This is a genomic window from Yoonia sp. 2307UL14-13, from assembly GCF_037572755.1.
Lineage (GTDB): Bacteria > Pseudomonadota > Alphaproteobacteria > Rhodobacterales > Rhodobacteraceae > Yoonia.
Window position 1 is genome coordinate 64,803 of sequence record NZ_JBBIFZ010000011.1, and the last position, 18,889, is coordinate 83,691.

An 18,889-nucleotide genomic window follows, 5' to 3' on the forward strand; every position below is an offset into this window, starting at 1 on the left:
TATTTTGTCCAGAAACTGCCGCATCGGGCGGAATCTAGCTTCGGTTGGTTTCTAAACTGTAAATTTTACCGCACAAACTTCTTATGCTTCATCCGCTTTGGTTCCAGCGCATCGGCCCCGAGCCTGCGCTTTTTGTCTTCCTCGTAATCCGTAAACGCACCCTGGAACCATTCAACATGCGCGTCGCCTTCGAAAGCGAGGATGTGGGTGCAGATCCGGTCGAGGAAGAAGCGGTCGTGGCTGATGACCACGGCGCAGCCCGCAAAGCTGACCAGCGCGTCTTCCAACGCGCGCAGCGTTTCGACGTCGAGGTCGTTGGTCGGTTCGTCGAGGAGGAGGACGTTGCCGCCGGATTTCAGCAGTTTGGCCATGTGGACCCGGTTGCGTTCACCGCCGGATAGCAGACCGACCTTTTTCTGCTGGTCGCCGCCTTTGAAGTTGAAGGCGGAGCAATAGGCGCGGGAGTTCATGCTTGCGTCGCCGAGTTCGATGATCTCGGCCCCGCCGCTGATTTCCTCCCACACGGTTGCGTCGGCGCTGAGCGCGTCGCGGGATTGATCGACATAGGCGAGCTTGACTGTGTCGCCGTAGGTGACGCTGCCCTCATCGGGCTCGATCTGGCCCGTCAGCATCCCGAAAAGCGTGGATTTACCCGCGCCGTTCGGGCCGATGACCCCGACGATCCCACCCGGCGGCAGGTCGAAGGACAGGTTTTCGATCAACTGCTTGTCGCCCATGTGTTTCTTGAGGTTTTCGACCTCGATCACCTTGGACCCGAGCCGCGGCCCGTTGGGGATGATGATCTGAGCGCGCCCGACCTTTTCCTTTTCGGACTGGTTAGCGAGTTCGTTGTAGGACGCAATCCGTGCCTTGGATTTCGCTTGCCGTGCCTTTGCGCCCTGCCGCATCCATTCGAGTTCGCGGGCAAGGGTGCGCTGTTTGGATTTGTCTTCCTTGGCTTCGCGTTCGAGCCGCTTGGCCTTCGCCTCCAGCCACGACGAATAGTTGCCTTCATGCGGGATGCCCGATCCACGGTCGAGTTCGAGAATCCAGCCGGTGATTGCGTCAAGGAAGTAACGGTCGTGGGTGACGATCAGGCAGGTGCCTTTGTAGTCGATCAGGTGCTGTTGCAGCCAGGCGATGGTTTCGGCGTCAAGGTGGTTGGTCGGCTCGTCGAGGAGCAGCATGTCGGGCGCTTCGAGCAGCAGTTTGCAGAGCGCGACCCGGCGCTTTTCCCCGCCAGAGAGCGTTTCGACATTGGCGTCGTCGGGGGGGCAGCGCAGCGCCTCCATAGAAATGTCGATCTGCGCGTCGAGATCCCAGAGGTTCTTGCTGTCGATCTCATCCTGCAACTGGGCCATCTCATCCGCGGTTTCCTCGGAATAGTTCATGGCGACTTCGTTATAGCGGTCGAGGATGGCCTTTTTGTCGGCGACGCCCAACATGACGTTTTCGCGGACGGTGAGGTTGGCGTCGAGTTCGGGTTCCTGTGGCAGGTAGCCGACGCGGGCACCTTCTGCCGCCCATGCCTCGCCCTGGAATTCCTTGTCCTGCCCGGCCATGATCCGCATGAGCGTGGATTTGCCGGTGCCGTTGACGCCGACGACACCGATTTTCACGCCGGGCAGGAAATTCAGGCGGATGTTTTCGAACACCTTCTTGCCGCCGGGATAGGTTTTGGACACGCCATCCATGAAATAAACGAATTGATTGGCTGCCATGGGGTTGCTCCGCTATGCGATACGTTTGCCTTTCGTTAGCGGAACCGGCTGGGCGGGGCAATCGGTGTTGGCGGCAAGCCAGATCAGCGCCTCGTCCTCGGGCATGGGACGGGCGATCCAGTAGCCCTGTATCGAGGAGGTGCCAAGCGCATCCAGCCGTTCCGCCTGCGCCGCGCATTCCACCCCCTCGGCTGCGACGCGCAGGCCCAGATCGTTGCAAAGCGCAATCAGGGTGCCGATGATCTTGTCCGTCGTGGGATCGGTCAGCAGGTCGCGGGTCAGGGAATGGTCGACCTTGACGCCCTTGATCGGCAGCTTGGCCAGATGGGCAAGGCCCGCATGGCCGCTGCCAAAATCATCCAGCACGGCGGTTATCCCGGCCGCGTCCAAATCCTGGATGGTTTGTTCATGATGCTTCGTCCCCGCGCAATGACCAAAGACAACGGTTTCCAACACCTCGACGATGACGTCGGGTGGGCTGAGGCCGCGCGCCGCGAGACCGTCGGTAAACCGTGCCATGAATTCGGGATGCGACAGAACCTCGGGCGAGGTATTGAACGACATACGCTGCGCGCCGAAACCCAGCGCATTCATCCTTTGCTTGAGGTCCATGGCGGCGTTCATCGCCATGAAATCCAGCTCGGCCATCAGCCCCAGCGATTGCGCGAACGGCAGGAAATCCCTGGGTGGGATCAGGCTCTGTTCGGGGTGGTCCCAGCGCACCAGCGTTTCGAATCCGCGCACGTCGCCCGGCGCCGTGCCGACAACGGGTTGATAGTGGAACATCAGCGCATCGTCGGTGATCGCCTGACGCAAATCGGCGGCCATCTGCGTGGTGCGGGTATGCCGCCGATGCAGGGCCGGGCTGTAGGTGGCGACGCGCCCGCGCCCGCTGCGTTTGACCTCGTAAAGCGCGAAATCGGATCGGGCGAGCATATCGTCAGCCGTCAGGACATCAGGCCCGGACAGGGCCGCGCCCACGCTGATCTGGCAATCCAACCGTACATTGCCCCATACGACGGGATGGTTCGCTGCGCCCTGCAAGGCGGTCGCGATCTTTTTCAGGTCGGTCATGCCGCGCAGATCGGGGCAGACGACGACGAATTCATCCCCGCCGGACCGCGCGATCAGATCGCTTTCACGCAGTTTGCGCCGCATCCGTTTGACGACGGCCTTCAAGACAGCGTCGCCCGCCGCATGGCCATGCGTGTCATTCGTCTGTTTGAATTTATCCAGATCGATCTGCAGAACACCGACATGCGTGCCGCTATCGTGACTGGCGGCAAGCGTCTGATCCAGAAATGTCGCCAGTTTTCCGCGGCTGCCCGCGCCCGTCAGCTCATCATGTTCGGCGGCATAGGCCAGTTTCGCGGTCGAGGCCTGCAGCGCCTGTTCCTGTGCAATGTTTTCGGTGACGTCCCGGCAGGCCAGAATGGCAAGTGTTTCACCCGTCCGGCGGGTGTAAAAGCTGGTGTTGATATGCAGCCAGACCGGCGTGCCGTCACCGCGAATATTCTCGCGGATCACATTGGTTTCATCCGCGAAATTGTCCGGATCAAAGCAGAAATTTTCGATCTCTTCCTCGGTCGGCTGGCTGTCCGGCGCAAAGGCAAAGCGCATCGGATCATTGCCGATCACATCCTCGGCCTTGCGCCGTGTGATCCGCAGGTAAGCGTCGTTGACCCAGCGCACGCAGCCGTCCAATTCCTGGATGAGCAGACCTGTATCGGCGTTTTCAGAGGAAATACGGTGAAACTCGGCCTCTTGCCGTTCAAGAGCGAGCAGGTTTTCGGCCTGTCGCCGTGCCGCATCGGCCCGACGCAATCCGTCACGCAGATAGATGCCGTATGCAACCGCAAGCACGGCGCAAGAACAGGCAATCCCCAGTGGCAGCATGGCCGACATTATCGCGCACTCATCAACATTATCCTTCGACGCCACTGAACGAAAAAATGGTGCAGAAACCCTTGCACCACGACAATCATCGCAAAGGAAAGTTCACAAAACTTGGTGCAATTTTTAGGCGATCGCTGGGCGATTTTGACTGTTTGCGGCTGTGTCGCAGCGTCACATCTGCAGTGATTCTGAAATTCACTACGAAATCAGATGGCCTGTATCGCAGTCATGTGCAGTTCATTCTACCTCGAAAGCCGTAATCAGCCAGCCAATCCGTCTGAAATTACGGCGTATGAAAAGATTTTTCGCCGTTCAACCCTGTTTCGCCTATGCTGATTCAATGGTTGCCGCCAGAAGCAGCCGAAACAACCGGAACATGGTCCGGACTGACAAACGGTAACAGCAACGGGGACGAAGATATGTCCAAGACGGTATATGTCGTCGGGCTTGACGGCTCTGACGCGGGAGAACGCGCACTGGATTTCGCCAAGGCGCGCGCGAAAGCGGACGGAAATTGTGAAATCATCATCTGTTATGTCATCGAATGGTCGCCCTTTTCATTCCAGACAGCGGAAGAAAACGAACAGCGCCATAAACGCCGCGAGGAAGAGATCAGCATGGCGCTTAGCCGCGTGATAGAACCGGCCAGCAAGGCTGCCGCATCCGAGGGGTTCACTGTGGAAGGGGTCGTCAAGCACGGCGATGCCGCCGAGATCCTTGACGATCTGGCCAAGAAACACGGCGCGGCACAGATCATCGTCGGCCGTGTTGGCGCGCGCGGGCTGCGCGAACGTGTCTTTGGCGGTGTGGCGGGCCGATTGGTCGCCACCGCTTCTGTCCCTGTCACGATCATTCCGTAAAGCAGAGGGGAATATCATGCATAGACTTTCGACCTTGTTTCTGGCCGTGATGGCCACCCTGTTGCCGGGGTTTGCGGCCGCGCAAGAGGCCGTAAGCCTCGATCAACGGATCAACCAGATCTTTGCGGATTATACCGGTTGGTATGTGTCCTTTATCTTTGCCCCGCTGCCGGGCACGTCGTTTTCGTGGATCGCACTGTGGCTTGTCGTCGGTGCGCTGGTGTTCACCGTCTATTTCGGGTTCATCCAGCTGCGTGGGTTCTGGCATTCGATCAGTCTGGTGAAAGGCGATTATTCCGACCCCAACGATGCCGGTGAGGTCAGCCACTTTCAGGCGCTGGCCACGGCGCTTTCAGGGACGGTGGGCCTGGGCAACATCGCCGGCGTGGCGGTGGCCGTCAGCATCGGCGGCCCGGGTGCAACGTTCTGGATGGTCGTCGCGGGCCTGTTTGGCATGGCGACGAAGTTCACGGAATGTACGCTGGGCGTGAAGTATCGCAACGAATATCCCGATGGCAGCGTGTCGGGCGGGCCGATGTATTACATCACCAAAGGGTTCGAGGAACGTGGTCTACCGCTGGGCGGGATCATGGCGATCCTGTTCTCGATCTTCACCATTCTGGGCGCGCTGGGTGGCGGGAACATGTTCCAGGCCAATCAGGCGCACGCGCAGATCACCAGTGTCTTTGGTGATTTCTCGGGCCTGTGGACCGGGATCGCGCTGGCGCTGATCACCTTTGCCGTCATCGCGGGCGGTCTGAAATCCATCGCACGGGTCACGGAAAAGGTCGTGCCGTTCATGGGCGTGTTCTATGTGCTGGTGTCGGTCCTGATCCTGATCATCAACTATGATCAGATCGCCTGGGCATTCGGCCAGATCTTCCTGGGTGCCTTTACCGGCCTTGGTGTGGTCGGCGGGTTCACGGGCGCATTGATCCAGGGCTTTCGTCGTGCGGCGTTTTCGAACGAGGCGGGGATTGGTTCTGCCGCCATCGCCCACTCGGCTGTGCGGACGAAAGAGCCGGTGACAGAAGGCTATGTCGCCCTGCTCGAGCCGTTCATCGACACGGTGGTGATTTGCACCATGACCGCCTTGGTCATCGTGATCAGCGGTGTGCTGACCATCGACCCCGAAACCAGCCTGTATGTCTGGAACGCCGAGGCGGGCCGGATCGCGACCGAAGGTGACGTGGGCGGTGTGGCCCTGACATCGGCGGCCTATGCCAAGGCGTTTTCATGGTTCCCGGTTCTGCTGATGGTCGCCGTGGTGCTGTTCGCCTTTTCGACGATGATCAGCTGGTCCTATTACGGCCTGAAGGCCTGGACCTATCTGTTCGGCGAAGGCCATGTGAAAGAACTGATCTTCAAGGTCATCTTCTGCCTGTTCATCGTGATCGGTGCGGCGGCGAGCCTGGGTCCGGTCATCGACTTTTCGGACGCGATGCTGTTCTCGATGGCGATCGTCAACATCATCGCGCTTTATGTGCTGATGCCGATCGTGAAGCGGGAGCTGAACAGCTATATCGGTCGTCTGAAATCGGGCGAGATCGTCAAGCACAAGCACTAGGACAAAGGGCGCGCCGGGATGACCGGCGCGCCTAAAGCTCGATCACCTTGCCGTCCTTGCCCAGAAACAGCGGGCCGGACCAATGCTGGCGGACCGCATTTTCCCAATCCTCATCGGTAAAGTCCGGGTCTCCGTCGGGGACGAAATGGTGCAGGGCCAGTTGTTTGACGCCTGCATCCCGAGCGATGCGCCCCACATCTGCGGCATCGGTGTGGCTGTTCAGGATATGCGCGCGCAGACGCGCGTCGCCGTTCGTCATCCGGTTGCAAAGCGCGTCGACCCCGTCGCGCAGCATCGCCTCATGCACCAGCAGGTCCGCGCCACGGGCGAAATCCGCCATCTCAGGCATGTACGCAGTGTCGCCGGACAGCACCACCGTGACCCCATCCGCCACAAAGCGCAGGGCATAGCTGTCGGTGATCGGCGGGTGCACGTTGCGCATGGCGGTGACGGTGATGTCGCCGTATTCCGTCGGCGCCTCGTCCAAGGTGCTGATCTGCGCCAGACCCGCGAAATCGCAGCGCCCTTCGTCGCGCATGCGTAAATCGATGTCGAAGGCCATGGCCTGTCGAAAGGCCTGCCAATACCCGTCAAGCCCGACGGGGCCGATTATCGGGATCGGCCGGGTCAGGCCGGCGGTCCATGCCGTGTGCAAGAGCGGGCCGAGTTCCAGATAGTGATCGGAATGCAGGTGGGTGACAAAGATCATGTCGATCCCGATCAGCGGCACGCCCTGATCGCAGATGGCGCGGGTCACGCCGAGGCCAGCATCGATCAGGATCACCTTGCCGCCCAGTCGCAGCAGGCTAGATGTGGGCATGTGAGAGCCGGGGCGGATCGCGGGGCCACCTTTGACGCCCAATAGCGCAAGGGAATTGGTCATGCCCTACCCTTGCGCAGGCCTTGGAAAACGGCAAGAGGCCGCGCGGGAATGGAGAAGACCCGCGCGGCCATCCGGGGTGTCACAAGCGATCAGAGACCGGTTTTGGACGCCTCGGAATACAAACCGACAGCTGTGTTCATGTCTGCGGTCATCGTATTGGCCCCGGCAAAGGCAATCCCGAGGGTTTCATCATCAAGTTCTTCGCCAGCGAGGACCTGAGCGACGATGGGTTGGAGCACGGCCCAATCCTTGGCGACGACCTCGAGCGCGGCGGCGATTTCCGGTGTTTTGGGCGGATTGATCCCGACGTCCTGCATGCCGTTGGTCAATGCGGTCAGCGTAGAGTCGAACATCTCTGCCGTGGTCGCCAGCTCACCCATGGCTGTTTCGACATTCACTCCTGCCGTGATCAGGCAGATATTCTTGGACATGCGTTGCGACAGCATGCGCTGGCGACCCGCAAGATCAATCGTCAGCGCATCGACCTGCAACAACTCTGTCGGGTTGGAGTATTGCGCCGAAATGACCGTGACCAGCAGCTTGGCAATCTCAAGCACCTCGGCGCTGGCATCGGCAACGGCCATGATTTCATCCGGCGATCCACCATTGAATCTGATGCTTTCGGCAACGGCCAGCATCGGCTCCCATTGCTCGCGCAGCTTCGCGATACCGACCAAGGTCTTGCGTCGCTTTTCTTCACCGATGATGCCGAGTGATTCATCGCCGAACTCCAACGCATTGACGATTTGACCGAACTCTTCCTTGGCGGCGGTCAGCATTGCACCGCTCGCATCGGTCAGAATGCCTTCCTCATAGTAACAGGCGGCGGCAGGGATGCGCTGCGACAGCATCCGCAGCTTGCCCGAAAAGTCGATCCGAGCGCCTGCGCCGATATCTTCGAGGAATTGTGCGTCGTAAATCGGCGGCTCGGAATGGGATTGCGCGTTGGACGGCGCGGCCCAACACAGACAGGCGGCAGTGATGAGGACGAGGGTTGAAAGGGGATTGGTGATCATATGGTCTTTGCGTCGCATTACACTCTCCTTGTACTGGCCAGCGTCGCTTAATGTGTGATCGTACCCTGCGATGCGGCGACGAAGGACGTCATACCGCCGAGGGGTCTTGGTATTGCTTTGGGGTGTCATGATTTCTCTTTCCGGCCCGTGCGGTGCCGCAGGTCGCGACCATCACAACGCTGTTGCGCAGGTACATGACCATGCGGCAGGGGCGATGGTGGGGCGCGGTTGTTGTCTTGGAAAAGTGCGTCATCTGCAGGGCCTGGGTAATCCGGTTACTTGTAAAAGGGCGCGATGGGTCTTTGGCCGCAGGTTGGGCGACTGGCCGTCCATGGCGAACCGCATCACAGGTGGGGTATTGCGACCGGGGGAAAACCCCCGGTCAAGTGTGGTGATCGGCGCGGATCAGCCTTCGCTGGCCTGAACCCAGACCTCGACCCGGCGATTGATGCCGCGCCCAAGCTCTGACGTGTTGCAGGCGACCGGCGCGATCTCACCGTAACCGGCGACGCCCATCTGCAGGCCCGACACCCGGTCACCGCCCTGTTCTTGCAAGGTCAGCAGCACTTGCTCGGCCCGACCGATGGACAGGTCGCGGTTACTGTCAAATGCACCGACATCATCGGTGAAACCGACCAGCACCACCTCGGTCTCTTCTGGCAGGGTTTCCAGATACTCGATCAGGCGGTTCATGGTCGCCAGTTCCCGTGGGCCCAGCTTGGAAGAGCCGGTGCGGAAGCGGAAGGTACTGGACAGCTGTTCATAATCGACCATCTGCGACAGCATTTCGCGCATGATGCCGCCTTCATAGGCATCTGCCGACGGGTCGAGCAGCTGGCGGGCACGGTCACCGTCCAGCGGTTGCGGGCGCGTGTCGATGCCAAGGTCGATAAAGCCCGCCTTGGCGATCAGGTCGTCCGCCTCGTCCGACATGGCGAAGTTGACGAAATCGGTGGCGGTGGCGTTGTCGGTATCGCCGCGATTATACAGATACAGGTTCCGCTGCAGCGCATATGCGCCGGTGCGCGCGCCAAACGCGGTGGGTTCCATGCTCAGACCGCATTCGTTGATCAACGTCACGGGACTTGCGCCGCGCTGGAAGGCGTAGCCGACAAAGCCGATGGCGTTTTCGTCGGCATTGACCATCGCGGCCATTTCGTTGTTGTCACCGGCGACCACCAGACCTGCGGGCGATGCGGGAACATCCTCGCCAAAAACACGCGCTTCGAAAACGTCGCGTGTCCCCGAACCGTCAGGACGGCCATGCACCGTGATCGGCGCGTCATTTCCGCCGACCTCGGACCAGTTGCCGATCGCCCCGCTATAGATCCCGCGCAGCTGGTCCATCGTCATCGACTGCACCGGATTATCGGGATGGGTGATCACCACAAGGCTGTCGACCGCAATGATATGTTCATTGGCCGGGTCGATCATGTTGCCCGCGCCATCGTCGCGCAGCGCCCGCGCCTCGGCGGGGCGGATACGGCGCGAGGCCATGCCGATCTGTGCCGTCTGGTCGAGCAGCTTGCGGAAAGCGTCGCTGGACCCGGTGGAATTCACCAAGAGCGATCCGATCGGATCGCCAAAGCCTTCGTCGCCGACCAGTTCGGCGATGATTTCACCTTCGGTTTCCGTCGCGGTCACGGTCGCCTCGGCCCCCAGAAAACCGGCATAACCGGACAGAAGCAACGGCATGATCCCGATACCCACCGTATCCGACCCGGCGATGACCACATCGGCATCGATCGCATCGAAATTCGGGCAGGCGTCACCTTCGCAGCGGACGCGCGAGGCCGAGATGCGCAGGTCGCCCAGACCGGTGCGGATCACATAGTTATTGTCGGTGAATTCGACGAATTCGCCCGTCAGATTTACCGTCCCATCTGAAGATTTCAGGGTTACCTCTGCAGCAAAGGATGTGGCGGGCAATGCGGCCCCCACAACCAGGGCCATTGCAGAAACCCAATTTCGGGTTTTTCCAAGGACGTTCAAAGTCATATTTCTCTCCATTTAAAGTATGGTCCCGCATGTGCGCGACCGCTGTAATTACTCGTCACCGCCAGACTTTCTGGACGTCGTGCGCCTAAAACTGCGCAATGTTCATTTTCTGCCTATCACTTGTGCGGAAATTGAGGCGCTGTCCTCCCTTTTTTCGTTTTTGGCGGCACATCCTTTTGGGGATAAGGGCGATCGGTTCACCCGCAGCGCGTGCCTGTAAGAATGCCCATCGGATGTCATTTGGCTGACCCAACGTCATGGTCATCGCATGACAGCTTCTGTGCGCACCTGTCACAAAACACTGAAAACCAACACGAAATTACCCTTTTCCCCATTTGAGCGTAGAAAAAGTTGTGCGACAGGTCAATCGCCGTGCAACTCTGTTACCGACGACCTGAATGCCGCAAAAAAACCCGGCGGAATTGTGTCAAAATTGCATCGGCGGTTTCGGCAATCGTACGTTGGCGCGCCACAATGACGGTCCGTATCCGGGCGAATCGCGACATGCGCGACGAAAAAAGCCCCGCATATGGCGGGGCTTGGGAATCTCGTTGTGTTTGGGCCTTATTCTTCGGCGGCGTCCACCGCTTCTTCTTCGCGGGCCTTGTCGGCGGCGCCTTTGGCGTCCACGTCGCGGTCCACGAATTCGATGATCGCCATCGGGGCCATGTCGCCATAGCGGAAGCCCGCCTTCATGACGCGGATATAGCCGCCCTGACGTTCGGCGTAACGGGGGCCCAGCACGTCGAACAGTTTCGACACGTGGCCGTCCTGTTTCAGCTGTGCGGCCGCCTGACGGCGGGCGTGCAGATCGCCGCGCTTGCCCAGCGTGACCAGCTTTTCGACGACCCGGCGCAATTCCTTGGCCTTGGGCAATGTGGTTTTGATTTGCTCATGTTCGATGAGCGCGCCGGCCATGTTCGCGAACAGCGCCTTGCGGTGTTCATGGGTGCGGTTCAGGCGGCGGTAGCCTCTTGCGTGACGCATTTTATGTCTCCTACGGTTTTATACTTTGTCCAACGGTCTGATGCGTGCCAGCCGTATTATTGGGGCGGTATTGCCCAGTCTGTCACCGTCCCGCCCCGGACTTGATCCGGGGCCTCACGGTCGAGGTCCCGGGTCAGGCCCGGGACGGGTATCTCTTAAAACTGATCCTCGAATTTCTTCGCCAGATCCTCGATATTGTCCGGCGGCCAGTCTTCGACATCCATGCCCAGATGCAGACCCATGCCTGACAGCACTTCCTTGATCTCGTTCAGGGATTTGCGGCCAAAGTTCGGGGTGCGCAGCATCTCGGCTTCGGTTTTCTGGATCAGATCGCCGATATAGACGATATTGTCGTTCTTTAGGCAGTTTGCAGACCGGACCGACAGTTCCAACTCGTCCACTTTTTTCAGAAGCAGCGGGTTGAATTCCAGACCATCATCGTCCGAGCCCTGCTGTGCGGATTCAGGCTCATCAAAGTTCACGAAGATCGACAGCTGATCCTGCAGGATACGCGCGGCATAGGCCACGGCATCGTCGGGCGTGAGCGAGCCGTCTGTTTCCAGCTTCATCGTCAGCTTGTCATAGTCCAGGACCTGGCCCTCACGGGTGGGCTGCACGTCATAGCTGACCTTTTTGACCGGCGAATAGATCGCATCGATCGAGATCATGCCGATGGGCGCATCCTCGGGCTTGTTCTTGTCAGCGGCGACATAACCTTTGCCGGTGTTGACGGTCAGTTCCATGTAGAGGTCGGCACCGTCATCGAGGTGACAGATCACGTGGTCCTTGTTCAGGATGTCGATGCCAGCCGTTTCGCTGATATCGGCAGCGGTGACAACGCCCGGGCCCTTCGCCTGAACGCTCAGGCGCTTGGGTCCTTCGACTTCCATGCGGATGGCGACGCCCTTGAGGTTCAAAACAATGTCGGTGACGTCTTCACGCACACCGGACACGGATGAAAACTCGTGCAGCACGTTGTCGATCTGCACGGCGGTGATCGCCGCGCCTTGCAGCGACGACATCAGGATGCGGCGCAGCGCGTTGCCCAATGTCAGGCCAAAGCCACGCTCCAGCGGTTCGGCAACGACCGTTGCCTGCCGCATGGGGTCGTTGCCCGGTTTGACCTCTAGTTGAGTTGGCTTGATCAACTCTGCCCAGTTCTTGTGGATCATAGTCCCTCCATTCCTGTTTGCCCCATGATCGAAAGGCAAACGCCCGAGGTTAAAATGACGGATTGGGGCCGTGCGAAAAGGCACGACCCCAAGGCGTTAGAATAGTATTAGACGCGGCGGCGCTTTGGTGGGCGGCAACCGTTATGCGCCATCGGCGTCACGTCGCGGATCGAGGTGATGTTGAACCCGACAGCAGCCAGCGCACGCAGCGCGCTTTCGCGGCCGGAACCGGGGCCCTGCACTTCAACCTCGAGCGTTTTGACGCCGTGTTCCTGTGCTTTGCGGCCCGCATCTTCTGCCGCCATCTGGGCGGCGTAAGGTGTGGATTTCCGCGATCCTTTGAAACCCATCGTACCGGCGGACGACCACGAAATGGCGTTGCCCTGCACATCGGAAATCAGGATCTTGGTGTTGTTGAACGATGAATTCACATGGGCCACGCCCGCTGCGATATTCTTGGAGGCCTTGCGCTTGGTGCGCCGTACTTCACGTGCCATGGGTCAGCCTCCTTATTTCTTCTTGCCGGCAATGGCCTTTGCAGGGCCTTTGCGGGTGCGTGCGTTGGTGTGGGTACGCTGACCGCGTACCGGCAGGTTGCGGCGGTGACGCAAACCACGATAGCAGCCCAGATCCATCAGGCGCTTGACGTTCATCGTGACTTCGCGGCGCAGGTCGCCTTCGACAGTCAGGTTGGCGTCGATATATTCGCGCACTTTCAGAACTTCGGCATCCGACAGGTCATTGACGCGACGGGCGCGGTCAATGCCAACGGCTTCACAGATTTCTTCGGCCTTGGTGTTACCAATACCGGTGATATAGGTCAGGGCGATGGGAACCCGCTTTCCAGTGGGTATGTTGACGCCGGCGATACGTGCCACGTGTGCAATTCCTTTTCGTTGCGGGTCCGTCGTTCCAGACCCTTTTTTCACAACCGAAGCCCGGACCAATCTGGCACCGGGCTTGTGTCATCTCAGGTAGTCCGCAGTGCAAGGCGCGACCCTGCACCACAAAGTGATTCCCGTTCGGGATGGCGCTGTTTAGGAGCCTTGCGGGTGAGGGTCAAGGGACCATGCCGGCAGACATGAATTTTAGCCATAATTCATGGCGCGATGGACTTTTCATCGAAAATTCCGGCCCTACCGCAGCGCGCTGGCGATGCTGGTGGCGACGTCATCCATGCTGGCCAGACCGTCGATCGTCTGCAGGTCACCCTTGGCATAGTAATAGCCGATCAGCGGACTGGTTTCCTTGTAGTAGGCGAGCAGGCGGGTTCTGAGGCTTTCCTCATTGTCGTCGGGCCGCCGTTGGATATCAGTGCTGCCGCAATTCGTGCATTTTCCATCTGCGGGGATCGGTTTGGTATTGTCGTTGTAGACCTCGCCGCAATCCTTGCAGGTCGCCCGCGCCGTGATCCGTTCGACCAGTGCTTCGTCATCGACGCGCATCTCGATGACGGCATCCAGCGTCTGGCCCACCTTCTCCAGCAACTCACCCAGTGCGTCCGCCTGCGCGAGGGTCCGCGGAAAGCCATCGAAGATGTAGCCGCCACCGGCATCGCCCGCTTCCAGCACCTCACCGATAATGCCGATCACGACCTCATCCGGGACAAGGTCACCGCGGTCCATGATCACCCCGGCCTTTTTGCCCATCTCGGTGCCTTTGCGGCGCGCCTCGCGCAGCATGTCACCAGTGCTGAGCTGCACCATGTTTCGTTCGTCCACGAGCCTACGCGCTTGTGTCCCCTTCCCCGCCCCTGGCGGGCCCAGCAATATGATGTTCATTTACGCGACGGCCCTTTGCGTTTATTTGCACCACGCCTACCACGCAGTTGCGACTTCTCAATCAGACCTTCGTATTGATGTGCCACCAGATGCGACTGGATCTGCTGGATGGTGTCCATCCCGACCGACACGATGATCAGCACCGATGTTCCGCCGAAATAGAAGGGAATTGCAAGCTCCGCCCGGATGATTTCCGGCAAAAGCGCGACAAGGGCGAGGTAGCCAGAGCCAAGAACCAGGACCCGGGTCAGCACGTAATCCAGGTATTCCTGCGTTTTCTTACCCGGACGGATACCGGGGACGAACCCGTTCTGGTTCTTGAGGTTTTCGGCCACGTCCTCGGTCTTGAATGCGACTTCACGGGTATAGAAGTAGGTGAAAAAGATGATCATGCCGCCGAAGAAGATCAGGTAAAGCGGCTGGCCCGGGCCGAAGAGCGCCAGGATCGTTGACATGACCGGACCGGATGAGCCACCGCTGAACGTGCTGATCGTGGTCGGCAAGAGCAGCAGGGCCGAGGCAAAGATCGCCGGGATCACACCGGCCGGGTTCACCTTGATCGGCAGGTGGCTGGTCGAGCCGTCATAGACCTTCATCCCCCGCTGTTGGCGCGGATACTGGATGTGGATCTTGCGCAGTGACCGCTCCATGAAGACGACGAAGGTCAGGATGACGATCACCATGACAAGGATACCGACGATCACCGCAGGGCTGATCGCGCCCGACCGCCCTTGCGACAGGAACTGCGCCATGGCGGCGGGGATTTCGGCGATGATGCCGACGAAGATGATCAGCGAGATACCGTTGCCGATGCCGCGGGCGGTGATCTGTTCGCCCAGCCACATCAGGAACATGGTGCCGCCGACGATGGTCACGACGCAGGACAGGCGGAAGAACCAGCCGGGATCAGCGGCAAGACTGCCAGCCTCGAGACTGACGGCCAATCCATATGCCTGCGCGGTGGCGAGCGCGACCGTGCCGTAGCGCGTATATTGGTTCAGCTTCCGCCGCCCCTGTTCGCCCTCTTTCTTCAGCTGCTTGAGCGGCTCGTACATCGCCCCCAACAGCTGCACGACGATCGAGGCCGAGATGTACGGCATGATCCCCAGCGCAAAGATCCCCATCCGTGACAGCGCACCACCTGTGAACATCGACAGGATACCACCGATGCCAGCCTGCGCATCCTCCATGAACTGACGCAGGGCCAGACCGTCGATACCGGGAATGGGGATATAGGTCCCCAACCGATAGACGATCAGTAGACCGATGGTGAAAAGGATACGTTGGCGGAGTTCAGTTGCTTTGCCGAAGGCGCTCCAACTGACATTGGCCGCCATTTGCTCTGCTGCAGAAGCCATATGGGTCTCTTTTCGTGTGAACGCCGCCGAACGGTTCCCCGATCAGCGGCGTTTGGGAAAACTCGAGGTTATGTAAGCGACGCCCGCGCCGCTCACAAGGGTTTACTCAGCCGCTGCCGGTGTTGTGACGGTCAGTGAGCCGCCAGCCTTCTCGACTGCCGCAACGGCGCCTTTCGATGCGCCCGTGACGGTGATCGTCGCCTTCGCGGTAAATTCACCCTTGGCGAGGACGCGGATCCCGTCCTTTTTGCGACGGACGAGACCGGAGGCGACCAAAGCATCTTCGGTGATGTCGGCCTTGACGTCGATCTTGCCGTCATCGATGAATTTCTGGATCAGGCCCAGGTTGATGACGGCAAACGCCTTGCGGTTCGGCTTGTTAAAGCCACGCTTTGGCAGACGCTGGTAAAGCGGCATCTGACCGCCTTCATAGCCCTTGATCGCCACACCCGAACGGGATTTCTGACCCTTGATACCACGGCCACCGGTCTTACCCATGCCGGAACCCGGCCCGCGGCCGACACGTTTCTTGCGCTGTGTGGCGCCTTCGTTGTCGTGCAGTTCATGCAGTTTCATGTCGCTTCTCCTTATGCCGGAACTACCCCCCAGCGACGGGAGCGGGCAAACACGGCGTTTCATCTGAGTCGGACAGGTGGTCTGCCGACCAGCGGCGTATAGACAATGGGTGGGGGTGGGTCAAGGAAGGGGTTGGGTGAAAAACGGCTAGCTTATGTCCGGCGTCGCTGTGACGCGAAACAGAGGGTAGCGCCCGGACCTCGGGGTGGGCGCTTGAAGCGGTTCCGCTTAGCAAAGTATGTCAAAAACATCCAACGACAACGCTGATCGAAACGCCGCAAAAGCGCCCTCCCCTGGGGGAAGGGTTTGAACCGCCTCGGAAATGATCCGGGGGATCATTTCAGGTTCAAACGGGCGGAGTCCTGTCGAGGGCGCTGCCCGGCGATGCCGGGCGGGGATAAGATATCAGATATTGTGATACCGAATTGGGTTTGCCGCGCCGCGCGGTCGCGCAGGAACTTTTTTGCGGATGTATCTCTTTCTGATCAGGTCACTGGCTTTCTTGCCAATGAAGCCAAATCGATCCGAGTTCACTCGATCATCGTGAAGGCCCGGAAAATTCTTCTCGGTTGCTGGTTTCCAACGATTTATCTCGTAAATTTCGACAATCAGACCATTCAAAACTGCAAAGGCCAGCTTTGCTTTTCTCGCTCGCGACTCGTTTACCTTCGAAGCATATCGGGTAGCGTCATAGAGGTTCTTTTCTATCGCTGTTCGAGATACGATAATCTCAATCGCGGGATCAGTGATCTGTGCTTCTTCGGCAGAGTACCTTTCGATGATCTCTTTCGAATGTGCCGCCCCACGATCGCGGCTCCCATGGCCACCGGCAATATTTGAGATGCCTGGATACGCATCCATCAGCGCCGCTTCGACTTCAAAGGCCGTTTCACTGTCCAAGCCGTGTCGATGAATTACGTGCTGCACCTCAAAGCCGGCACTGATTATCTCAAGTATTCGCTGAATTTTTTCCGATTGTTCATCCTGAACGTCATCAACATCAGGAATGCCTCGTGCATGCTCGAATACACGGTCTCCCTTCCCTTTCCGACATAAAAGGTTTCGCCGCTCCGCGGATCAATCAAGCGGTACACATATTCTTTGATTGCTTCTTTGACTTCGGGTGGGAAACGTCGAGTATCGATCTGCATAACTTATTTGCTCCATTTGACAAAAACGCCCCCGATTTCCCGAGGGCGTTTTTTAACTTAGAGGTCCCGGATCACGTCAGGGACGGCGTCAGCGCAGGGCCTCAGCCCTTCTCTTCCACGATCTCCACCAGATGCGGGATGCTGTTGACCATCCCGCGCACGCTGGGTGTATCTTCCAACTCGCGTATCCGGTTCATCTTGTTCAGGCCAAGCCCCACCAGCGTCGCCCGCTGTTTCGCAGGGCGGCGGATGGGAGAGCCGATTTGTTTGACGACGATTGTCTTTGCCATGGTTTAGGCCTCCTCGGCGACTTGGGCGGAGGCGGCTGGCGCTTCGTCCCGCTTGGGCAGGATGTCGGCGACCTTTTTGCCGCGCCGCTGGGCCACGTTGCGCGGTGACTGCTCTTTCTGCAGGCCGTTCATCGTGGCGCGGATCATGTTGTATGGGTTCTGAGAGCCGATGGATTTCGACACGACGTCCTTCACGCCCAGCATTTCGAACACGGCACGCATTGGACCACCCGCGATGATCCCGGTTCCTTCCGGGGCCGTGCGCATGACGACCTTACCGGCACCGTGACGCCCGTTCATGTCGTGGTGCAGGGTGCGGCCGTCGCGCAAAGGCACGCGGATCATCTGACGCTTGGCCTGCTCCGTCGCCTTACGGATCGCCTCGGGCACTTCCTTGGCTTTCCCTTTGCCAAAGCCGACGCGGCCTTTCTGGTCACCCACAACGACGAGCGCTGCAAAACCGAAATTTTTGCCGCCTTTGGTGGTTTTTGAGACCCGGTTGATCGCGACCAGACGGTCGGCGAATTCGGGGTTCTGGTCTTCACGGTTGCGGCCACGGCCGCGATTTTCACGTTCTGCCATTGATGGCGTCCTTTATGTGTGCCCCTTGCCGGGCGTTGTCCAATCCAAGTGAGCGCGACGCTCCCGGATCATCGAGAATGGGTGCAAGCACCCATCCTTCAGGTGTTGGTAGGATGGGTGATTTCACCCATCCCGATCTTTTAGATCTTCAAGCCACCTTCACGGGCCGCATCGGCCAAGGCCTTGATCTTGCCGTGAAAGAGGAAACCACCACGGTCGAAATAGGCAACCTCGACACCGGCTTTCTTGGCGCGCTCTGCGATTGCAGCGCCAACCTTGGAAGCGGCTTCGACGTTGTTCTTGCCGACCACGCCCAGATCTTTTTCCAGCGATGAGGCCGACGCGATCGTCACGCCGTTCACATCGTCGATCAACTGGGCGCTGATGTTCTTGTTCGACCGGTGGACCGACAGACGCGCGCGTCCCTCGTTGGCCTTGACCGACCGCAGGCTGTTCCGAACGCGCATGCGGCGCTTCAGAAACAGCTGTCTCTTCGTATTTGCCATTTTTGCGTTCCTTACTTCTTCTTCCCTTCCTTGCGGAAGATGTATTCGCCTTTGTACTTGATGCCTTTGCCCTTGTAGGGCTCGGGTTTGCGCCATTCGCGGATGTTTGCCGCGACCTGGCCCACAAGCTGCTGGTCGATGCCTTCGATGATCACATCCGTCGGCTTCGGGGCCGTGACGGTCACACCCTCCGGCACTTCGAAGTTCACGTCGTGGCTGTAACCCAGCGACAGTTTCAGCACGTTACCCTGCATCTGCGCACGATAACCAACACCGGACAGCTCAAGCTCTTTCTTGAAGCCGTTGGTGACGCCTTCAACAAGGTTGGCCACCTGTGTGCGGCTCATGCCCCATTGCTGGCGGGCGCGCTTGGATTTGCCGCGGGGTTCAACGCTGATGACATTGTCCTCAACGCTGATGCTGACATCGTCGGTTGCTTTGAAGGTGCGGGACCCCTTGGGGCCTTTTACCTCGATGGTCTGGCCGGACACGGATGCGGTCACACCCGATGGCAGCTCAACCGGTTTTTTCCCAATACGAGACAT

General features: G+C 59.2%; 18 protein-coding genes and 1 pseudogene. 2 read left to right on the forward strand and 17 right to left on the reverse strand.

Annotation, left to right across the window (positions count from 1 at the left end; genetic code table 11):
- Positions 1-65: 65 nt before the first annotated feature.
- Positions 66-1,721 (reverse strand): energy-dependent translational throttle protein EttA, encoded by a 1,656-nt coding sequence (ettA, locus tag V8J85_RS19170; protein ID WP_339955392.1) that lies wholly within the window; start codon positions 1,719-1,721, stop codon positions 66-68.
- Between the two features lie 12 nt (positions 1,722-1,733).
- Positions 1,734-3,626: a putative bifunctional diguanylate cyclase/phosphodiesterase gene (locus V8J85_RS19175; RefSeq protein WP_339955393.1), complete on the reverse strand. Its 1,893-nt coding sequence runs from the start codon at positions 3,624-3,626 to the stop codon at positions 1,734-1,736.
- A gap of 410 nt (positions 3,627-4,036) precedes the next feature.
- Between V8J85_RS19175 and V8J85_RS19180 the strand changes: the two genes are divergently transcribed.
- Both V8J85_RS19180 and V8J85_RS19185 read left to right on the forward strand, forming a co-directional pair.
- On the forward strand, positions 4,037-4,477 hold the full coding sequence (locus V8J85_RS19180; RefSeq protein WP_339955394.1) for a universal stress protein: 441 nt from the start codon (positions 4,037-4,039) through the stop codon (positions 4,475-4,477).
- A gap of 16 nt (positions 4,478-4,493) precedes the next feature.
- Positions 4,494-6,044: an alanine/glycine:cation symporter family protein gene (locus V8J85_RS19185; protein ID WP_339955395.1), complete on the forward strand. Its 1,551-nt coding sequence runs from the start codon at positions 4,494-4,496 to the stop codon at positions 6,042-6,044.
- A gap of 31 nt (positions 6,045-6,075) precedes the next feature.
- Here the strand turns inward: V8J85_RS19185 and V8J85_RS19190 are convergent, their stop codons facing one another.
- The 15 genes and pseudogenes from V8J85_RS19190 to rplF form a co-directional block, all read right to left on the reverse strand.
- Complete coding sequence (locus V8J85_RS19190; RefSeq protein WP_339955396.1) at positions 6,076-6,927, reverse strand: MBL fold metallo-hydrolase; 852 nt, start codon at positions 6,925-6,927, stop codon at positions 6,076-6,078.
- Between the two features lie 89 nt (positions 6,928-7,016).
- Entirely contained in the window at positions 7,017-7,961 is a 945-nt protein-coding gene (locus V8J85_RS19195) for a type IV pili methyl-accepting chemotaxis transducer N-terminal domain-containing protein (protein WP_339955397.1), read from the reverse strand.
- Positions 7,962-8,348: 387 nt separating this feature from the next.
- Positions 8,349-9,941, reverse strand: a complete 1,593-nt coding sequence (locus V8J85_RS19200; RefSeq protein ID WP_339955398.1) for a phosphate ABC transporter substrate-binding/OmpA family protein — start codon at positions 9,939-9,941, stop codon at positions 8,349-8,351.
- Positions 9,942-10,505: 564 nt separating this feature from the next.
- On the reverse strand, positions 10,506-10,928 hold the full coding sequence (gene rplQ / locus V8J85_RS19205) for a 50S ribosomal protein L17 (RefSeq protein WP_339955399.1): 423 nt from the start codon (positions 10,926-10,928) through the stop codon (positions 10,506-10,508).
- Between the two features lie 155 nt (positions 10,929-11,083).
- The gene (locus tag V8J85_RS19210; RefSeq protein ID WP_339955400.1) at positions 11,084-12,100 is read right to left on the reverse strand and encodes a DNA-directed RNA polymerase subunit alpha; all 1,017 of its coding nucleotides are present in this window, start codon (positions 12,098-12,100) and stop codon (positions 11,084-11,086) included.
- A gap of 107 nt (positions 12,101-12,207) precedes the next feature.
- Entirely contained in the window at positions 12,208-12,597 is a 390-nt protein-coding gene (rpsK, locus tag V8J85_RS19215) for a 30S ribosomal protein S11 (protein WP_339955401.1), read from the reverse strand.
- Between the two features lie 12 nt (positions 12,598-12,609).
- On the reverse strand, positions 12,610-12,978 hold the full coding sequence (rpsM, locus tag V8J85_RS19220; RefSeq protein WP_339955402.1) for a 30S ribosomal protein S13: 369 nt from the start codon (positions 12,976-12,978) through the stop codon (positions 12,610-12,612).
- Positions 12,979-13,236: 258 nt separating this feature from the next.
- Positions 13,237-13,881 (reverse strand): adenylate kinase, encoded by a 645-nt coding sequence (locus V8J85_RS19225; RefSeq protein WP_339955403.1) that lies wholly within the window; start codon positions 13,879-13,881, stop codon positions 13,237-13,239.
- A complete protein-coding gene (secY, locus tag V8J85_RS19230; protein ID WP_339955404.1) occupies positions 13,878-15,239 on the reverse strand; it encodes a preprotein translocase subunit SecY in 1,362 nt (453 codons plus the stop codon). The genes V8J85_RS19225 and secY overlap by 4 nt, the downstream gene beginning before the upstream one ends.
- Before the next feature lie 102 nt (positions 15,240-15,341).
- Positions 15,342-15,815, reverse strand: a complete 474-nt coding sequence (rplO, locus tag V8J85_RS19235) for a 50S ribosomal protein L15 (protein WP_339955405.1) — start codon at positions 15,813-15,815, stop codon at positions 15,342-15,344.
- A gap of 405 nt (positions 15,816-16,220) precedes the next feature.
- Positions 16,221-16,850, reverse strand: a pseudogene (locus V8J85_RS19240) (hypothetical protein); the annotation flags it as partial.
- A gap of 217 nt (positions 16,851-17,067) precedes the next feature.
- The gene (gene rpmD, locus V8J85_RS19245; protein ID WP_339955407.1) at positions 17,068-17,256 is read right to left on the reverse strand and encodes a 50S ribosomal protein L30; all 189 of its coding nucleotides are present in this window, start codon (positions 17,254-17,256) and stop codon (positions 17,068-17,070) included.
- Positions 17,257-17,259: 3 nt separating this feature from the next.
- Complete coding sequence (gene rpsE / locus V8J85_RS19250) at positions 17,260-17,838, reverse strand: 30S ribosomal protein S5 (RefSeq protein WP_339955408.1); 579 nt, start codon at positions 17,836-17,838, stop codon at positions 17,260-17,262.
- 140 nt (positions 17,839-17,978) lie between these two features.
- The gene (gene rplR / locus V8J85_RS19255; protein ID WP_339955409.1) at positions 17,979-18,344 is read right to left on the reverse strand and encodes a 50S ribosomal protein L18; all 366 of its coding nucleotides are present in this window, start codon (positions 18,342-18,344) and stop codon (positions 17,979-17,981) included.
- 11 nt (positions 18,345-18,355) lie between these two features.
- Positions 18,356-18,889 (reverse strand): 50S ribosomal protein L6, encoded by a 534-nt coding sequence (gene rplF / locus V8J85_RS19260; RefSeq protein ID WP_339955410.1) that lies wholly within the window; start codon positions 18,887-18,889, stop codon positions 18,356-18,358.